The organism is Zunongwangia pacifica, from assembly GCF_023499215.1.
Taxonomy (GTDB): domain Bacteria; phylum Bacteroidota; class Bacteroidia; order Flavobacteriales; family Flavobacteriaceae; genus Zunongwangia; species Zunongwangia pacifica.
Genome location: NZ_JAKHSK010000015.1, coordinates 72,256 through 91,753, shown reverse-complemented (window position 1 = coordinate 91,753; position 19,498 = coordinate 72,256). Strand labels below are relative to the sequence as shown.

Here is a 19,498-nt window from a genome sequence, read left to right as displayed (position 1 = left end):
TTGTCTTAATCGCAAATAGATTTAAGCTATACGCAATTAAAAATGGCTAAAAAGACAATTAATAGACTTAAAGTTGTTTTAGTAGAACGAGGTCGTACCAACAAATGGTTAGCGGAAAAATTGGAGAAAAATACTGCGACAGTTTCACGGTGGTGTACCAATGAAATGCAGCCCTCTTTGGAAACATTGATTGAAATTGCAAAGATTCTAAGAGTTGATGTAAGAGACCTGATAATATCTACTAAAGATGATAAGTAAATAAGGTGTTCCTCCCTTCTAAAAGGAAAAATTTTGTATAAAATGATAAAATTTAAAGCCTAAAATGAGCTTTCAAAAAATATTAGATAAATACCGAAAAATTGCTTTCTCAGAACGAGATAAAGGCGATCGTTTCGAAAGGTTGATGCAAGCCTATTTAAAAACAGATCCTAAATATGCTTTTCTATTTAAACATGTTTGGCTTTGGAATGAGTTTCCCGGAAAAATAGATTTGGGGGGTGGTGACACCGGAATTGATTTGGTAGCTTTAACGCATGAAGGGGATTATTGGGCAATCCAATGTAAATGCTATCAGGAATATTCAGTCATTGATAAGCCTGCTGTTGATAGTTTTCTTTCAACTTCGAGTCGTGAGTTTAAAAATGAGCAAATGCAAACCACTCGCTTTGCTCATCGACTTTGGATTTCCACAACAAACAAATGGGGGGGCAATGCTACAGAAGCTATTCGCAATCAAAATCCACCGGTAACTCGAATCAATTTATTCGATCTCATTGAAGCTCCAGTTGATTGGTACAAATTGGAAGAAGGTATTCACGGTGATGCCGCACGAACACCTAAAAAAACACTCAGGCCACATCAAAATGAAGCTTTAGAAAAATCCCATACACATTTCAATGAGAAAGATCGGGGAAAGCTAATTATGGCATGTGGGACGGGAAAAACTTTTACAGCTCTTCGCATTGCTGAGTACGAAACAGATGGTAAAGGCTTGGTGCTATTTTTGGTTCCTTCAATTGCTTTGCTTGGGCAGACATTGCGTGAATGGAGTGCAGATGCCAATGAGCAAATCAATGCCGTTTGTATTTGTTCCGATCCAGATATCAGTAAAAAAAGGAGTAGAAACGAAGATACTGATTCTTTTAGCGTAGTGGACCTTGCATTACCTGCATCTACCGATACCGAAAATATTGTGCATCAATTTGAGCAGATTAAAGAGAAAGGATTGCCGGGAATGACGGTAGTTTTCTCTACCTATCAATCCATTGATGTAATTGCGAAAGCACAGAAAGCATTGCTTAAAAATGGCTTCGAAGAATTTGATCTGATTGTGTGTGATGAAGCTCACCGTACAACAGGCGTTTCTTTGGTCGGACAGGATGAGTCGGCTTTTACCAAGGTGCATGATGCGGATTTTCTCAAAGCGAAAAAACGTCTTTACATGACCGCTACACCAAGGCTTTTTGATGATAATACCAAAAGCAAGGCAGCTCAAGCAGAAGCTATTTTATGTTCTATGGACGACCCGGCTTTATACGGAGATGAAATCTATCGTATTGGTTTTGGTGAGGCAGTAGAACGAGATTTGTTAACCGACTACAAGGTACTTATTCTCACATTAAATGATAAAGATGTTCCGCCAGCTGTTCAGAAAATGATTGCCAATGGAGAATTTGAGATCAATACAGATGATGCTTCAAAAATCATAGGGACGATCAATGCATTGTCCAAACAGTTTTTAGGAGATGAAGGTGAGACCAAAGCATCTGATCCGGCTCCCATGAAAAGGGCAGTTGCTTTTTGCGCTAATATTTCCACTTCAAAAAAAATATCAGCTACCTATAATACCGCTACCGAAAGCTATTTGAGTTCACTTCCCAGTGAGAAAAAAGAGCAAATGGTTACGGTGGAATCGCAGCATATGGATGGCACTATGGCTGCACCGGAACGCGATCAGATGTTATCATGGCTCAAAGAAGAAACACCTGACAATGAATGCCGTATTATTACCAATGTTCGGGTATTAAGCGAAGGTGTGGATGTTCCATCTTTAGATTCTGTATTGTTTCTTTCTGCACGTAACTCGCAAGTAGATGTCGTACAATCTGTAGGGCGTGTCATGCGAAAATCACCTGGAAAGAAATACGGTTACATTGTTATTCCGGTAGTAGTTCCGGCTGATGTAGAAGCCAACCAAGCCCTTGATGATAATGAACGTTATAAAGTGGTTTGGACGGTGTTGAATGCCTTGCGTGCGCATGATGACCGGTTTAATGCTACAGTAAACAAGATTGAACTCAACAAGAAAAAACCCAACAATATTTTAGTCGGAAGGCCGGAATACTCCTTTGACGGTGATGGAAACCCTTCTTTGGTAAATGAAGATACAGCGGCTTACGAAACCACTAAAGATATAGGCCGACAAATGGCTTTACAATTTGAACAATTGCAATCAGTGGTATTTGCCCGTATGGTGAAAAAGGTAGGTGACCGAAGGTATTGGGAACAATGGGCAAAAGATGTTGCCCAGATTGCCGACCGCCAGATTGAACGTATAACTTATTTAATTGAAAATAAAAGAGACCAACGTAAAGCCTTTGATAATTTCTTAGCCGGATTACAGAAGAATATCAATCCAAGTATTTCAGAAAACCAAGCTGTAGAAATGCTAGCACAGCATATTATAACCAAGCCGGTTTTTGAAGCGTTGTTTGAACACCATTCATTTTCTACAGACAATCCTATTTCTAAGTCCATGCAGAAAATGCTACATGCTTTAGAAGAGGGAAGTAATCTGGCTGAGCAAGATGATACCTTGCAAAAATTCTATGAATCGGTGCGCAAACGGGCAGAAGGCATTGATAATGCCGAAGGCAAGCAGCGTATCATTATTGAATTATACGACAAGTTTTTCAAAACTGCCTTCCCGAAAATGGTGGAGCAACTAGGTATTGTTTATACGCCAATAGAAGTGGTGGATTTTATTATTCATTCGGTAAATAATGTCTTGCAAAAAGAATTTGGCCGTAGTATTTCGGATGAAAATATTCATGTACTCGATCCCTTTACCGGAACGGGAACTTTTATTACTCGTTTGCTGCAAAGCGGCTTAATTCAGTCCAAGGATTTGGAACGCAAATACCACAACGAATTGCACGCCAATGAAATCGTATTGTTGGCGTATTACATAGCAGCCGTAAATATTGAAAATGCTTTTCATGATCAATTAGGAGAAGATCGTAAGTATGAACCTTTCGATGGTATTGTATTAACCGACACTTTTCAATTAGGGGAAACAGACGATAGCCAAAAGCTATTTTCTGAAATGTTCCCACAAAACTCTGCACGAGTAGAACGCCAAAAAAAAGCGCCTTTACGGGTAATTATGGGAAATCCTCCCTATTCTGTTGGGCAAAGATCTGAGAATGATAATGCTAAGAATCAAGAATACACAAAGCTTGATGCAAAAATTGCCAAGACTTATGTAGCGGAATCTAATTCTTCAATGAATAAGGCTTTGTATGATGCTTATATTAAAGCCTTTCGTTGGAGTACTGATCGTTTGGATCCTGAAAATGGTGGGGTAATTGCTTTTGTTTCTAATGGCTCTTGGCTTGATGGAAATTCAACTTCTGGTTTTAGAAAATCCGTAGAAAAAGAATTTTCCAGCATTTGGGTATTTAATCTTCGGGGAAATCAGCGTACCAGTGGTGAACTAAGTCGCAAAGAGGGTGGTAAAATATTTGGTTCAGGTTCTCGAACCCCGATTACAATTACACTTTTGGTAAAAAAACCTAAGACTAAAACGAAGAAAGCCATTATTCATTACCACGACATTGGAGATTATTTAAGCCGCGAGGAAAAATTAGATATTATTCATAAGTTCCATTCTATTAATAATGCTGATTTAAAATGGAAGCAACTTAAACCAAATGAACATGGTGATTGGTTGAATCAACGAAATGACCTGTTTGAAACTTTCATTGAAATTGGTTCAAAAAAGAAAATTAAGGAACAGTTTTTCACAACAAATTCAAATGGAGTCGTTACAAGCCGTGATGCATGGGTCTATAACTATTCTAAGGGGACATTAGAGAAGAATATGGCAAATACTGTGTCATTTTATAACGAGCAATTAGAAGGGTTTAGCAAAGCATCCAGCAAAGATCAAAAATTAAAAGTTGAGCAATTCATTGATACCGATCCCAAAAACATAAGTTGGTCAAGAGCATTGAAACAAGCATTAAATGGGTTAAAAAACCGGAAATTAAAAAAAGAAGCTATCGTTATTGGTTCGTATAGACCCTTTGTAAAAAGCCATTTTTATTTTGAAAGAGATTTTAATGAATGTGTTTACCAACAGCCATCCTATTTTCCCAATGAAAAGACTGAAAACAGAATAATATGTGCCATCGGATTAGGGTCTAGTAAAAATTATAGCTGCTTGATTACCGACAAAGTTGTTAGTTATGATTATTTAGAAAAGGCTCAGTGTTTTTCCCTTTACTATTACGAAGAACGTGTGAAAAACAACCCCAGTCTTTTTGATGTCTCAGGAGAAAGTGAGTACATCCGCAGGGATGGCGTTTCAGATTTTATTTTGGAGCGGGCGAAGAAAATCTATGGAAAGAACGTGGGAAAAGAAGATATTTTCTACTATGTGTATGGTATTTTGCACAGCCCCGATTATCGCACAGCCTTTGCCAATGACTTAAAAAAAATGTTACCCCGTATTCCTTTGGTAGAAGACGTTCGGGATTTTTGGAAGTTCAGTAAAGTAGGCCGTCAGTTGGCAGAGCTACATATCAACTACGAAGATATTCCGCCTTATGAAGGTGTAGAAGTAAAAGGAGCAGATTCCGGTTTCTATCGAGTGGAAAAAATGCGTTTTCCCAAGAAAAGTCAAAAAGACACCATCATTTACAACAGCAAAATAGTGGTTTCCAATATCCCTGTAAAAGCTTATAAATATGTGGTAAATGGCAAATCTGCCATTGAGTGGATCATGGAACGCTACCAGGTTAAAACCGATAAGAAAAGCGGCATCAAAAATGACCCTAATGATTGGGCGGCAGAAGTGGGCAATTCAAGGTATATTTTGGATTTACTGTTGAGTATTATCAATGTAAGTGTACAGACCGTTGAGATCGTGGAAGGGTTGCCGGAGTTGGAGTTTGAAGAAATTAAGTAAGCGCATGAACCTCGACATATTTTTATAATGAGTAATAGCAACAACATATCTTTGGCGGAAGCCATAGAAACCTTGGGGATGAATGAAACTTCTCAAGGGTTGCGGTGGGTTTCTGAAAAAGAAAAAGAAAATGATGAGTATATATATTTAGCATTAGAACAAGCGGAAAATTTTAATGCCAAGGCAGTCTATTTTAGATTTTTTGACAATCCTACCCGTCCGCCAAGACCACAAGTTTACATTTATGATATTCCTGAACTAGATTCAGATCATAATGAAGACGCTGAAATACATCATCGTTTGTGGAATGCCGGAATTGTACCGTACTGTTTTATTTTCCGTTCCTCACAAATACTTGTCTATAACTGTGGATTAAAACCAGATTGGAATCAGGATAATGCACATTTCATTACGAAAGAACATGACTGCATTAACCTATTAAGTGAAACCCAGAAAAAAATTCGTCAATACCATGCTCGCCAGTTTGATTCAGGGTTGTTTTGGGACTTACAAGCAAACAAGAACTATAAATATGGACAAAGTGCCTATGAACAATTATTAAATCAACTAAAAAACGTTAAGGCTCATATCATTGATCAGGTTGGTTATGAAAAAGCAGGATTGGTGAAAAGAGTATTGATGATGCTCATTCTTATCAAATATTTGGAAGAACGAAAGGATGAAAATGGTAAAGGAGCGTTAGACCCGGAAGAATTTTATAAGGATTATAATCCTGAAAGCCCAACACTTGAAGGTGTGCTGAAAGATGCAGACACATTTGCTAATATGCTAAATGATCTTTCTAGTAAAGAACACTTCAACGGACAGATTTTTGGTATTAATGATAATGAACTTGCAAATTTAAGGACAGTTGATTTAGTCGTATTTCAGCATTTTGTTAAAGGAGAAACATCTATTTTATCTTCTTCAAAATATGGTTTAGGCCAAATGTCTCTATGGAGATTATATCAATTTAACTACTTGCCTATTGAGTTAATTAGCCATATATACGAAGATTTTTTAGCTGATGAGGATGGCAAAAAGAAAAAAGGTGTTGTTTATACACCTCCATACCTTGTTCAATTCCTGATAGATCGTTGTATGTCTTTGAATGAACCAAGAGAGCAATTTAAAGTCTTGGATCCTGCATGTGGTTCAGGAATTTTTCTTGTAGGAGCCTTTAAAAGAATCATTCAGTGGTGGCGTGTAAAAAATTCATGGGCTAAGCCAACTAAGGATAACATTAATGAATTAAAAAAACTTCTTAAAGAAAATATCTATGGTTGTGATTTAGAAGAAGAAGCTGTTACACTTACTTCTTTTAGTTTAGATTTAGCTCTTTTGGATTCTCTTTCACCAAAAGAGATTTGGAAAAATGTTCATTTTGATAATTTAATTGACCAAAACCTTTTTAGTGGTGATTTTTTCAAAACACTTCATGAGAATAAACTGTGTGATAATTTTGATCTTGTAATAGGTAATCCACCTTTTGAAGAAAGGTTTACTGAATGGGCTGATATTGTGAATAATTCTTCAAGAAATGAGATTACCAATCGTCCAGAGGTTCCTCAAAAACAAATAGCTCTATTGTTTTTAGAACAGTCATTTAAACTTCTAAAAGAAGGTGGGAAAAGCTGTCTTATACTACCCTCAGGACCAGTTCTATATAATACGAAGGTTCATAGCTTTAGAAAGTATTTGTTAGAAACAAATTATTTCAAAGCAATATTTGACTTTACACCTTTAAGGGCAAAACTATTCATCGGTAGTAGTTCAAGTGCAAAACCTCCTGTTGTGGCTGTATTTGCTGAAAGGAAGAATCCAAAAGGTGAAATTATCCAACATCTTATTTTCAGACGAACAAAAGCCTCTAGTGAAAAGGTGGAATTTGAGATTGATCACTACGATATTCACGCTACTGCCTACAATAAAGCACTATCAATTCCAGGAATTTGGCAAGCTAATTTTATGGGAGGAGGGAGACTTCATAGACTTGTTGAAAAAATATATAGTGTTCCTTCTTTAGAATCCTATTTAAATGAAAAAATTAAGTCAGACGGATGGAAGGTGGGAGAAGGTTGGATAGAATCCTCATCCGCAAAAAGTATCCAGAGAATTCATGCCTTATCTATACAAGAGGTATTCAATAAGGAAGAAGAGGAAGAACTAAAGAAATTAAAATCCAAACATGAGGCAGATTGGATTACAGGTTACCCATTTGTTGAAACCGAAGATTTTACAGAGGACGGTATTAGTCAAACCAAAACATGTGTTATACAATACTTTTACCGATCAGCTAAGACAAATAAAGAGATATTTCGTCCTCCACATTTGCTGATTAAAGAACAGTCAGGGACAGCTTCAATACCTATAGAATTCAGAGATGATTATTTAACATTTAGAAACGAAGTAATTGGAATATCAGCTCCTGAAAAGGATTCGAAAATACTGCAAGAAATTGCTACAAGAATAAAAGGCAATGTTTCTTATTCAGCTCTACTTTGGCTTTTAAGTGGTAGAATTATTTCCACAAGAGAAGGTGTTGTACTTAAGAATGATATTCTATCCCTTCCTTATCCTGAGAAAAAATTGGAATTCGATTTTGTTGAGAAAATTCTGTTAGATGATGTTTCCAAGTACTATTCTGAGTTTAGAAAAGAAGGTGAAAAAAGTGAAATACTTAGTCCAGCAGTAAAAAGTGATTTAACAGAGTTCGGTGAAATTTACTGTCGAATATTGAACTCGATCTACGATAATTTCAAACCGCTCAAAGCCATTGTTGGGAAAGATTTTATTGCGTATCCATTCATTTTAGGAAGCAAGCCAGAAATCGAAATTCCTGAAACATTAGAAGGAGTGGAAGAAAAGTTAAAGGAACTTATTGACCATCAAGTTTCCTATAACCTTTGGGTTAAGCGGATTATTAAGGTTTATCATAAAAATGTTATTCTTCTATACAAACCCAATCAGAAGAGATATTGGTTAAAATCAATTGCCATCCGTGATGCTGATGAAACATTTAATGACTTATATAAACAAGGCAAATAATGGAGTACATCAGTAACAATACATTTGGTACATTAGATAGTGCTCCTAATGGAAAGATTATTTCGAAAGTATTCGATTTTTTTACATCTGTCTTGCATGATTTTGGAGGAAAAGAGAACGATAATGAAAACCATCTTACAAACGAATTATGTAAGCAGTTAGGTTTCAAAAAACCACCCGAATTTCCTTTCTTCTTTCAGCATCAAAACATAGAGGATGCTAAAGAAAACACTTCAACAGATTTTGCTGCATTTGGCACCTATACTTATGCACAGGCATATAATAAGGAAGGTGAAGAATGTACTTTGGTGAAATTTGAAGCAAAACGACTAAGCTCAACTTTGCCGAAGAAAAGAGAACGAGAATATGTAATTGGTGAATACGATAAAGGAAAGTTAACTAGAAATTCTGGTGGAATAGAACGTTTTAAAAACCTGAGACACGGAAAAGATGTAGTTCATGCTGCAATTATAGGCTACGTCCAAACCGATTCCTTTGAACATTGGGAGAAAAAAATAAATGGTTGGATAAAAGAAGAAATCAATAGACCATGTGATACAACGCTAATATGGGACGGCGATGATTATCTTGATCCAAATTGGAACAATGGCAAGATATGCAGTTATCTGTCCAAGCCAAAAAGAAAAAGAATAGAGCAGTTGAATATGCATCATATTTGGGTAAGCTTAATCTAAACAAACAACTGACCTATACAATAGATATTAAAGGAAAAACAAACGAAAAGAAACTCGCATATAGCAATACATTTTTGCCGCTTTTTGAAGCAATTGTAAATTCAATTCAGGCTATCGAAGAAGTTCGTATGACCAAAACCGATATTATTGACTTATCTGCTCAAACAGGTTTTATTTAAGAAACTTAATCTTACTTGAATTAACTTCTGAATAGAAACATTGATAATTAACTAATTCGCAGGATCGAATGAATTTAACAATATGACTGAGCATGAAAAAATAAGAATTTTTGAAAAAGATATCCTAGATAAACATTATGAGGATTATTTATTTTATAAATATTCTGAAGATATTGTTATTCCTTACTTACTACAGGTTTATGGAGATACTGAAAGACATAGAGACAATCTAATAGCAAATGGGCAAGATGCTCATAATGTATCCATTTATTTAAGTAATATGTTACATGGAATTGGTCATTGTATTAGATGGATGCTAAAACAAAACCAACCATTGTATAGAGATATATCTGATGAATCAACAAGGCAATTACAAGAAATGGCTGCCGACTTTTTAGGTTGGGGAACCGGATATCATATGATTGCTCAAGAATTTGTTACATGGTCGAGAGGAATTAAAACAGCTATTTTTAGCGAAGAGAATAAAACTATCACATTTTTAAATCCTGAGGGGTATAATTACTCCAGTGTGTACGATAATCAACTTTTGTATGCTAAGCAAATGCAAGTAGTTTATTATAGTTATCCTCATAATGAAATGGAAATCGAATATGAAGAGTGGTTAAAAGATATAGATTTTTCCTCGCCTCCTATAGCTAATCACATAGACTGGGATAGGGGTAGAGATTCTAAATCTTATCCCTTATTATATAGAAAAATGTGTGAAATATTGTTTCCGGAACTAGAAGAAAGTACGGAATTTGATGGTTATAACCTGAGGCAACTTCGACAATTTTATGCTCTATTTTTTCTAAATTTTCATTTTATTCGCTGGACGGAAGCGGTCTTAGACTCTAAATCAGGAAAAAATCTTTCTTTTGGTTCGAATCCATTATATTTGAGTACTACTCAATTTGAAAATTTGGCAGCCACTATTACGGGACTCCCGAAGAAAGTAGCTGCTGCAATAATTAATGATCTTACTTTTAATCCTAATACTTTCCATACAAGTGTTAGTATTCAGCCATTTATACTTTCTTCATCTGGTACATACTATATTTTACCGAACCTCTTTTCGCAACTAGAGCCATCAAGAATGATTTTAGGTGCCTTAAATAAAGGATCCAAAAAGAAAATTTATGATAAGCTAATCAATTTGATTGAAAAGTGTAATCTCAATGAACTATACAACTATGTAAAAGATGTAAGTTCTTGGACACCTTATTTGGAGAAGATGGTCAAGTTTGGAGGTAAACAGATACACCCTGATCTTATTCTTATCAATTCAGATGATAGATGTATATACATTATAGATTATAAACATTTTATTGGGCCAATTTCTGCTTCTGAAGTAGATTATAAAATGAATGAACTTAAAAAGGGCAGTATCCAAGTCAAAAATTATATTGAGTTATTTAGAAAACTAAGTAAAATTGGTACAACTAATATTGAAGGTTTTGCCACATACGGCTTATTGATAACTCATAAGCCATTACCTGTCCCTATTTCCGATAATATAGATATTCCTATTTTGGACATGTTAACATTCAAACAAAAGATATCTTCCATGAAAGATGGCAAAGGAAGTATTAATGAACTAATGAGAATTATTGAGGATGATAAAAATCACGAGAATGTTTTTACTCCTTTTGAAAATGAAATAAAAGTAGGTGAATGGAAAATTATCCGTTCTCAACATAAAATAACTCAATCAGAATAATTATGCCTAAAGAATGGAAATTAAACCATTCATTTTTAGAAGCCCACCATATTTTGATTAGGATACAGATTCCCATTATAGTTAGCTTTGTTTTTGAGAAAATGCAGTGCGAAAATGGAGCGAGGAGAAACTCAAAATGTAGAATACAAACAGGCTTGGAGAGATGAATATCTGAAATGGATTTGTGGTTTTGCCAATGCAAAAGGGGGCCATATTTATATAGGTATTGATGATAACGGAAATATTACCGGTGTAGATAATTATAAAAAGCTAATGGAAGACATTCCAAACAAGTCTGTTAACCATTTAGGACTTGTGGTTGATGTGAATCTGCATGCGGCTGAAGGAAAAAACTATCTTGAAATTATTGTTCCGATTAGTAATGTACCAATTGCTTATCATGGAGTTTATCATTACCGAAGCGGAAGCACCAAACAAGAACTTAAAGGAATTGCTTTACAAAACCTGCTGCTCAATAAAATGGGAAAGAAATGGGAGGATATGGCTGTCGAAGGAATAACCTTTTCCGACCTTAATGGTAATAGCATTCAAGCATTTATTATTAAGGCAATTGAGAAAGATCGTATTCCTCCAAATACACTAAACCTTGGTAAACAAACCCTATTCAAAAACCTCGGACTTCTTACAGAACAAGGGCAGCTAACAAATGCCGCTGTTTTATTATTTGGGAAAAAGCTAATCAAGGTATCGGTAACGGCCAGTTTCAAGATTGGGCGATTTGGAAAGTCCAGCCATGATCTTTTGTTTCAAGACATCGTTGAAACCAACATTTTTGAAATGGCTGATAAAGTAATCGAAATCCTTAAAGCCAAATATTTGGTTAGACCTATTTCCTATAAGGGATTGGAGCGTATGGAACCATTGGAATATCCAGAAACGGCATTAAGAGAAGCAATATTGAATGCTATTATTCATAAGGATTATTCCAGTACATATACCTTTCTTCGGGTGTATGATGACAGATTACATTTATGGAATCCGGGAACTTTACCAGAAGAATTGACAATTGATAAACTAAAACAAGAACATTCGTCCTATCCCCGAAATCGAAATATAGCCAATGCTTTTTTCAAAGCTGGTTATATTGAATCCTGGGGGCGAGGGATAAATAAAATCATTGATGCCTGTAAAGGGGCAGGATTGCCTGAACCGATTATTGAGGAAGATCAGGGTGGAGTAAGTGTTATTTTTCTAAAAGATATTTATACCGAAGATTACTTTAAAAAACAAAACCTTCCCACAAGACAAGTCAATGCTCTATTATATATTAAAGAGCATGGTTCTATAAGTAATACAGAATACCAACGACTTGAGAATATATCCAAACGAACGGCTACCCGTGATTTACAGGAACTAATGGATAAAGAGTTCATTGAGAGAAAAGGAACGACTGGTAAGGGAACTTCTTATATTTTCCGAACCCAAACAGCTATGGGGTCATAAAGGGGCCAAACGGGCCGCAATGGAGCCATGAATTTTTTGATTACAAATAAATCGTTCATTATCAATAGTTTTGAATGACCCCATTACTGATTAAGCAGCCAACATATCAGCCAGAAGTTTTAAATCCTCTATTAATTGGTTCGAGTTTTGTACCATATCGTTCACTTTTAAATTATTCAAATGAAGTCGAAACCCTGTAAATACTATGATTTACAGGGTTTTATGTTTTAGGAGTGTTTTTTTAATTAAAGGTTTTATATCTTTAATGTATCACAATTCGTCAACATAAAACCATTCTGTCAACATGTTGACACTTTGATTATCAGTGATTTAATATTTTGTGATTTGACTTTCGTCTTTATTGATTGCTAATTTAAAAGACGATCCAATGCGTACTTCAAAAACTTTTTCCATCTTATTCTGGGTGTATTCTTCCAGAGTTAAGTACAATCAGACAAACCTTTATGTTAGAATATCCCTCAATAGTCATAGGGTAAATATCAGCTTAAAAGCTAAAATTCCATTTGATCTGTGGAATGCTACCGCACAAAGAATCGATGGGAATACCAAAGAGGCAAAAGAAGCTAATACATTAATTAATGAAACAAGAGCCAAAATTTTCCAGAATTATCAGGATCTACGATTTCAGAATAAAGAAGTAACTGCTGAACTTCTAAAAGCTAATTTTTTAGGGGAAGGACCTGGAGATAAAACGCTGATGGATATTCTGGAGTATCACCGGCAAAAGATTGATAAAACACTAGCCGAAGGTTCGGTTCGCAATTTCAAGGTCACCGAGAAATATCTATTGCGATTTTTAAGAGAAGAACTCAAAACAAATTCAATTTACCTTAGTGAACTGAACTATAAATTTATTAATGATTTTTCAAATTTTCTTTTTACCTGTTGGCCGAAAGGCCACGTTAATGCGATGAGTCATAATACGGTGATGAAACATGTACAAAGACTTCGTAAAATTATTACCCTTGCCTTCCATTTAGAATGGGTTGATAAAGATCCTTTTGTACGTTGGAAACCTACGTTTGAAAAAAAGGAAAGAGATTTTTTAAATATTAATGAATTAAAACAAATCGAAGATTTCGAATTTTATAATGATCGTTTGGATAGGGTAAGAGACTTGTTTGTTTTTAGCTGTTATACAGGAATTAGTTTTTCCGATATTAATGATCTAAATGAAAGTAATATCAGAACCGGTTTGGATGGTCAAAAATGGATATTCACTTTAAGAAATAAGACCAAAACAAATGTCAAAATACCATTATTAGAAAAGCCTTTGAAAATTTTGGTAAAATATCAATCACATCCAATGACAGAGATAACAAAAAGTCTTTTACCTATTATAACCAATGTAAAAGTCAACTTGTTTTTAAAGGAAGTAGCTGAGCTTTGTGATATACAGAAAAACCTAACTTTTCATATGGCCAGACATACTTTTGCAACTACGATAACTTTGTCTAATGGAGTACCTATAGAAACAGTTTCAAAACTTTTAGGGCATACAAAAATAGCAACGACACAAATTTATGCTCGCGTGCTGGAAGATAAATTAAGTAAGGATATGTCTGAACTTAGCAAAAAGCTCAAAATTGGTAAAGATTGATTGCGAAGGTATTCTTGATTATATTTCTAGTAAAGTCGGAGGGAACGACCGTTTTATGACTTTTGTGGTATTTACAGAACTTTCCATAGGTCATAAAAAATTAGTCACCGGATTGATCTCGCTTTAACAAAGTTTAACAAATTAAAATATTTTGCATCTATTGAATCAAATTCATTAAGATTAATTTATTTTCATAAATTGCTTATTTAATCGATTAAAGAATGAAGAGGAAACCATCTCTTAAAGATATTGCTGAAAAGGTAGGTGTTTCCACAGCTACAGTTTCTTATGTGCTTTCTAAAGGAAAAGAAAGTAAAGTAAGCGCTGAAGTATCAAAAAAAGTAAAGGCTGCCGCTAAGGAATTGAACTATCAACCAAACCAAATAGCCAAAAGTTTAAAAAGTGGAAAAACTTTTACCATTGGCCTTATTGTAGCGGATATTTCAAACCCCTTTTTCGCCAATATCGCTCGTATCATTGAAGATGAAGCGGCAAAACTAAACTATACGGTTATCTTCGGTAGTTCAGATGAAAAGGCTGAAAAATCATGGGATCTTATCCAATTCCTTTCAAACCGACAAGTGGACGGTTTTATAATAGCACCTACAGAAAATTCTGAAGATCAAATTAAATATTTAAAGGAGCAAAATATTCCTTTTGTGTTAATTGATAGGTTTTTTCCAACTATAAATTCAAACTCTGTAACGGTTAACAATTTTGAAGCTGCCTACGGTGCAGTAAGAAGATTAATAGAAAAGGGAAGTGAGAAAATTGGAATCATTGCTTATTCAAATTCATTATATCACATGCGTGAAAGAGTAAGGGGTTATGACACCGTAATGAAAGATCATAAGCTTAAAGTATCCAATAATTGGCTGCACGAAATTGAGTTTTCTGATATCAAAAATGGTGTGCATAATGCAATTGATATCTTATTGCATGAAAAACCAAATGTCGAAGCAATCTTTTTTGCCACGAACACATTGGCTGTATATGGTCTAAAATATCTAGATCGTTTAAGCGTGGAAGTGGGAAAAGATCTGGCTGTGGTAAGTTTTGATGAGGGGGAAGCCTTTGATTTCTATTACTGCCCGCTCACTATAGTAAAACAACCATTGGGCGCGCTTGCAGAAAATGCTGTTGAAATACTGATCCATAAAATTAATGATTTGGATACAAAAGAAAAGAAAGTATGCCTTGACACCGAGCTAATCATTCGGGAATCCTGCGGTAGAAAATAATTTTGCTAACATCTTAATCATACCTATTATATATTACTGTATTGACAATTTTTGAATGTTTTAATTGATTTTTTCATTAAAATAGTTTTTTATTTAATCGATTAAATATATATTGGTAGAAATTTTTGACGCTTGGTTAATCGTTTAAAATGAACTGTATGAAATTCAATTATACTTTCTTAGTATGTTTTCTTTTAATCTCAGCTTTCAGCTTTTCCCAGGAAGAAACCTTTCGAGGTATTAATATGAATTTAGGTAATATTTATCGAACCTCTGATGCTCTAACACGATCAATAAGTCCCGAAAATTTTACTGGTGAGAAAGGCAAAGGAGCAATGGCCAAACTGGGAGAGGGAACCGGTAGTGAACCTGCTCGGGAACTGGGGCAGGGCTGGAAGGTAAGCCCTTCTGTGAAAATAAAACCCGGCGAAACATTTACCCTGGTTGAAATTACAGATGAGGGTATCATACAGCATATGTGGATGACGCCCACCGGCAATTGGAGATTTTCCATATTGCGAATTTACTGGGATGATGAAAAAGAACCTTCTGTAGAAGTGCCTGTGGGTGATTTCTTCGGGATGGGATGGGGCGAATACGCTCCTCTAAATTCCCAGCCAATAACCGTTAACCCGGGTAGCGCTTTCAATTCTTTCTGGCCCATGCCATTCCGGAAGAAATGTCGTATCACTCTGGAAAACATCAGTAGCAATGAGATGTTTTTGTACTATCAAATAAATTACGCGCTGACAGATGTGCCTGAAGACGCGGCCTATTTTCATGCACAATTCCGCAGAAGTCATCCAACCGAAGGTGCTATCCATACATTGGTTGATGGGATTAAGGGAAAAGGCCAGTATGTGGGAACGTATTTAGCCTGGCAGGTCAACAACCGTGGCTGGTGGGGAGAAGGGGAGATTAAATTCTATATGGATGGAGATCGCAAATTTCCGACTATAGCCGGTACAGGGACAGAAGATTATTTTTTAGGCTCTTATAATTTTGACAGGAATGGGGAATATCAATATTACTCCACTCCCTATGCCGGTCTGCACCAAATCATCAAGCCCGATGGAGCTTATAATTCCCAACAATGCTTTGGGATGTACCGCTGGCATATTCAGGATCCTATAAGGTTTGACAAAGATTTGAAAGTGACCATCCAGGACCTAGGATGGCGAAGTGAACATCGCTATCTTCAGCAACAATCTGATATCAGTTCAGTTTCCTACTGGTATCAGCTGGAACCACATGCCTCTTTCCCAGACCTTCCTTCCAAAAACGATTTAGAAGTAAATTAATCCAAAAAGATAAACATGCGATATTCCCTGTTATTAAAAACTATATCGATTGCGCTTATGGTCTCCTGCGGAAATCATGACAAAAAAGAAGAAGAAACAATGACTGAAGAAAAAACGTTTCAGGAAGGCAGTTTTGGCTATGACCTTCAATTTCTGAAAGAAAAAGATGAAAATTTGATCGTACTGGAAGATAATACCAGCACTGTGATTGTTTCGCCAAAATACCAGGCCAAGGTTTTTACATCTTCTGCGGAAGGAGCAACCGGGAAAAGTTTCGGCTGGATCAATTATGAAGCTTTCAACGGTGAAAAAGATCCTCATATGAATGCTTATGGCGGGGAAAATCGTTTTTGGCTGGGACCGGAAGGTAGCAAATATTCCCTGTTTTTTAAGCCGAAGGAAGAAATGGTTTACGAGAATTGGTTAACGCCCGCCGGGGTTGATACCGAATCCTGGGAAGTACAAAACAAGTCCGCCAGGGAAGTGAGCATGACAAAAGCGATGAAATTGACCAATTATGCAGGAACCGAATTGAATCTTCAGGCCGAAAGAAGCGTAAAAATCCTTTCGGGAGCTGCCATAAATTCTTTAATGAACATAAAAACCGATAGTCTCAAAGTCGTAGGTTTTACCACAATTAACCGTATTTCAAACACCGGCAAACAAGCCTGGACGCAGGAAACTGGTGCTCCCTGTATCTGGATACTGGATATGTTTACGCCATCGCCAGAAACCGTGATCATCGTGCCTTACCAAGAGCAAAGCGAAGGGAAGATCGCGACTACCGATTATTTTGGTGAAATTCCGAAAGACCGGATAATCATGGAAAACGGAACGATTCTATTTAAAGCCGATGGGAAGAATCGTGGAAAACTGGGCGTCCCTCCCAATCGCGCCAGGAACAAAAGTGGTAGCTACGATCCCAAGAGCAATACCCTTACCATTACATTATATGACCTCGATAAAAACGCAATCTATCTTAACCAGGAATGGACAGATACAAAAGATCCCTACCAGGGTGATGCGGTGAACGCTTACAATGATGGTCCTCTGGAAGACGGTTCACAAATGGGCCCTTTTTACGAGATTGAAAGTGTGTCGCCGGCCGCCTTTTTAAAACCGAATGAAACGCTCACGCATGAGCATAGCGTTTTCCATTTTACCGGAAACAAAACGCATCTGAATAAAATATGTAAACAATTGCTGAATATCAGTCTGGAAGAAGTTCAGCAGGCATTTAAATAAAACCAAATCAGAAATAGTATGATGAATTCGAAAGAATACCCCAAAATAGGAATTCGGCCCATTATCGATGGTCGTTTAGGCGGGGTTCGAGAATCGCTTGAAGAAATTACCATGAATATGGCCAAAAATGTGGCCGACCTTTTTAGTTCAGAACTTAGATATCCCAATGGGGATCCCGTCAATTGTGTAATTGCCGATAGCTGTATTGGCGGGGTGAAAGAAGCTACCAACTGTGCCAAGAAATTCAAAAAGGAGAATGTAGGGGTTTCCCTTTCTGTCACTCCCTGTTGGGCCTATGGCACTGAAACTATGGATTTTGATCCGCATCTTCCCAAGGCTATCTGGGGCTTGAACAGCACCCAGCGGCCGGGCGCAGTATACTTGGCGGCAACCCTGGCGGCGCATAATCAGAAAGGACTTCCGGCTTTCAGCATATATGGGAAAGATGTGCAGGATATGGAAGATCAGAGCATCAGTGAAGATGTAAAGGAAAAATTACTGCAGTTTGCCCGTTCCGGGATGGCCGTGGCACTCATGAAAGGCAAATCTTACCTGGCCATAGGCAGTGTTTCCATGGGGATTGTAGGTTCTGCCATCGACCCAGATTTCTTTCAGGAATACCTGGGAATGAGGAACGAATATGTAGATTCTACAGAGGTTTTCCGAAGAATTGAAAAGGATATTTATGATCCCGAAGAATTTCAGAAAGCCCTGGAATGGACTAAAAAGCACTGCAAAGAAGGAGAAGACTATAACGAAGAGGGAAAACAGCGTTCCCGCGAAGAGAAAGATGAAGATTGGGAATTTGTGGTGAAAATGACTTTGATCATTCGCGACCTGATGGATGGAAACCCTAAACTGAAAGAAATGGGGCATGGCGAAGAAGCTTTTGGGCACGATGCGTTGGTTTCTGGCTTCCAGGGACAGCGGCAATGGACCGATTTTCTCCCCAATGGCGATTTTTCAGAAGCTATTCTGAATTCTTCCTTCGATTGGAACGGGATTCGAGCGCCGTATATGGTAGCGACCGAAAATGATTCCCTAAACGGTATTTCCATGCTTTTCAATTACCTGCTCACCAATACCGCACAGATCTTTGCCGATGTGCGTACGTACTGGAGCGCTGATGCGGTGAAAGAAGTCACCGGCTGGAAACCGGAGGGCGATGCCAAAAACGGATTTATTCACCTCATTAATTCAGGTTCTGCTACGCTGGATGGTTCTGGGAAAATGACAAAAAAAGGGGAAAGTGTGCTGAAACCCTTTTGGGAAATAGAAGAGCAGGACGTAAAGGCCTGTCTGAAGGCAACTACCTGGTATCCTGCCAATCGCGGTTATTTTAGGGGGGGCGGTTTTTCTTCCAAATTTCTTACAGAAGGGGGAATGGCGGTAACCATGTGCCGTATCAACCTGGTAAAAGGTATTGGCCCGGTCCTGCAAATTGCTGAAGGATGGACTATAGATCTTCCAGAAGAAGTAAATAGTTCGCTGGACGATCGTACCGATAAAACCTGGCCTACTACCTGGTTTGTGCCACGCCTTACCGAAGCTGAAGCCTTCCGTGATGTGTATTCCGTGATGTATAACTGGGGCTCCAACCATGGTGCTATCAGCTACGGACATATCGGAAAAGATTTGATCACTATGGCATCGATGTTAAGAATTCCGGTTAATATGCATAACGTGGAAGCAGAAAAGGTATTTCGCCCCTCCGCCTGGAATGCTTTCGGAATGGATAATGAAGGAAGTGATTTTAGAGCCTGTGCTGCTTATGGACCACTGTATCAATAATT

Annotated in this window: 12 protein-coding genes; all 12 read left to right on the top strand. The window is 37.0% G+C overall.

The genetic code is table 11. The features are described 5' to 3' along the window. The first annotated feature begins 42 nt into the window (after nt 1-42). Complete coding sequence (locus tag L1967_RS11875) at nt 43-258, top strand: helix-turn-helix transcriptional regulator (protein WP_249601844.1); 216 nt, start codon at nt 43-45, stop codon at nt 256-258. 64 nt (nt 259-322) lie between these two features. Next, nucleotides 323-5,191 (top strand): DEAD/DEAH box helicase, encoded by a 4,869-nt coding sequence (locus L1967_RS11870; RefSeq protein ID WP_249601843.1) that lies wholly within the window; start codon nt 323-325, stop codon nt 5,189-5,191. A gap of 27 nt (nt 5,192-5,218) precedes the next feature. Beyond that, the gene (locus L1967_RS11865) at nt 5,219-8,239 is read left to right on the top strand and encodes an HsdM family class I SAM-dependent methyltransferase (RefSeq protein ID WP_249601842.1); all 3,021 of its coding nucleotides are present in this window, start codon (nt 5,219-5,221) and stop codon (nt 8,237-8,239) included. Further along, nucleotides 8,239-8,934 (top strand): hypothetical protein, encoded by a 696-nt coding sequence (locus tag L1967_RS11860; RefSeq protein WP_249601841.1) that lies wholly within the window; start codon nt 8,239-8,241, stop codon nt 8,932-8,934. The genes L1967_RS11865 and L1967_RS11860 overlap by 1 nt, the downstream gene beginning before the upstream one ends. Next, complete coding sequence (locus L1967_RS11855; RefSeq protein ID WP_249601840.1) at nt 8,916-9,113, top strand: hypothetical protein; 198 nt, start codon at nt 8,916-8,918, stop codon at nt 9,111-9,113. Before L1967_RS11860 ends, L1967_RS11855 begins: the two co-directional genes overlap by 19 nt. An 82-nt stretch (nt 9,114-9,195) precedes the next feature. Then, nucleotides 9,196-10,833, top strand: coding sequence for a hypothetical protein (locus L1967_RS11850; RefSeq protein WP_249601839.1), 1,638 nt, complete (start codon nt 9,196-9,198; stop codon nt 10,831-10,833). A gap of 114 nt (nt 10,834-10,947) precedes the next feature. Next, nucleotides 10,948-12,297, top strand: a complete 1,350-nt coding sequence (locus L1967_RS11845; protein WP_249601838.1) for an ATP-binding protein — start codon at nt 10,948-10,950, stop codon at nt 12,295-12,297. A gap of 388 nt (nt 12,298-12,685) precedes the next feature. Further along, nucleotides 12,686-13,918, top strand: coding sequence for a site-specific integrase (locus L1967_RS11840; protein ID WP_249601837.1), 1,233 nt, complete (start codon nt 12,686-12,688; stop codon nt 13,916-13,918). 221 nt (nt 13,919-14,139) lie between these two features. Beyond that, nucleotides 14,140-15,159, top strand: a complete 1,020-nt coding sequence (locus L1967_RS11835) for a LacI family DNA-binding transcriptional regulator (protein WP_249601836.1) — start codon at nt 14,140-14,142, stop codon at nt 15,157-15,159. A gap of 158 nt (nt 15,160-15,317) precedes the next feature. Beyond that, entirely contained in the window at nt 15,318-16,460 is a 1,143-nt protein-coding gene (locus L1967_RS11830) for a glycoside hydrolase family 172 protein (RefSeq protein ID WP_249601835.1), read from the top strand. 15 nt (nt 16,461-16,475) lie between these two features. Next, nucleotides 16,476-17,705, top strand: coding sequence for a DUF6786 family protein (locus L1967_RS11825; RefSeq protein WP_249601834.1), 1,230 nt, complete (start codon nt 16,476-16,478; stop codon nt 17,703-17,705). A gap of 18 nt (nt 17,706-17,723) precedes the next feature. Continuing rightward, nucleotides 17,724-19,496: an L-fucose isomerase gene (locus L1967_RS11820; protein WP_249601833.1), complete on the top strand. Its 1,773-nt coding sequence runs from the start codon at nt 17,724-17,726 to the stop codon at nt 19,494-19,496. The last annotated feature ends 2 nt before the right edge of the window (nt 19,497-19,498 follow it).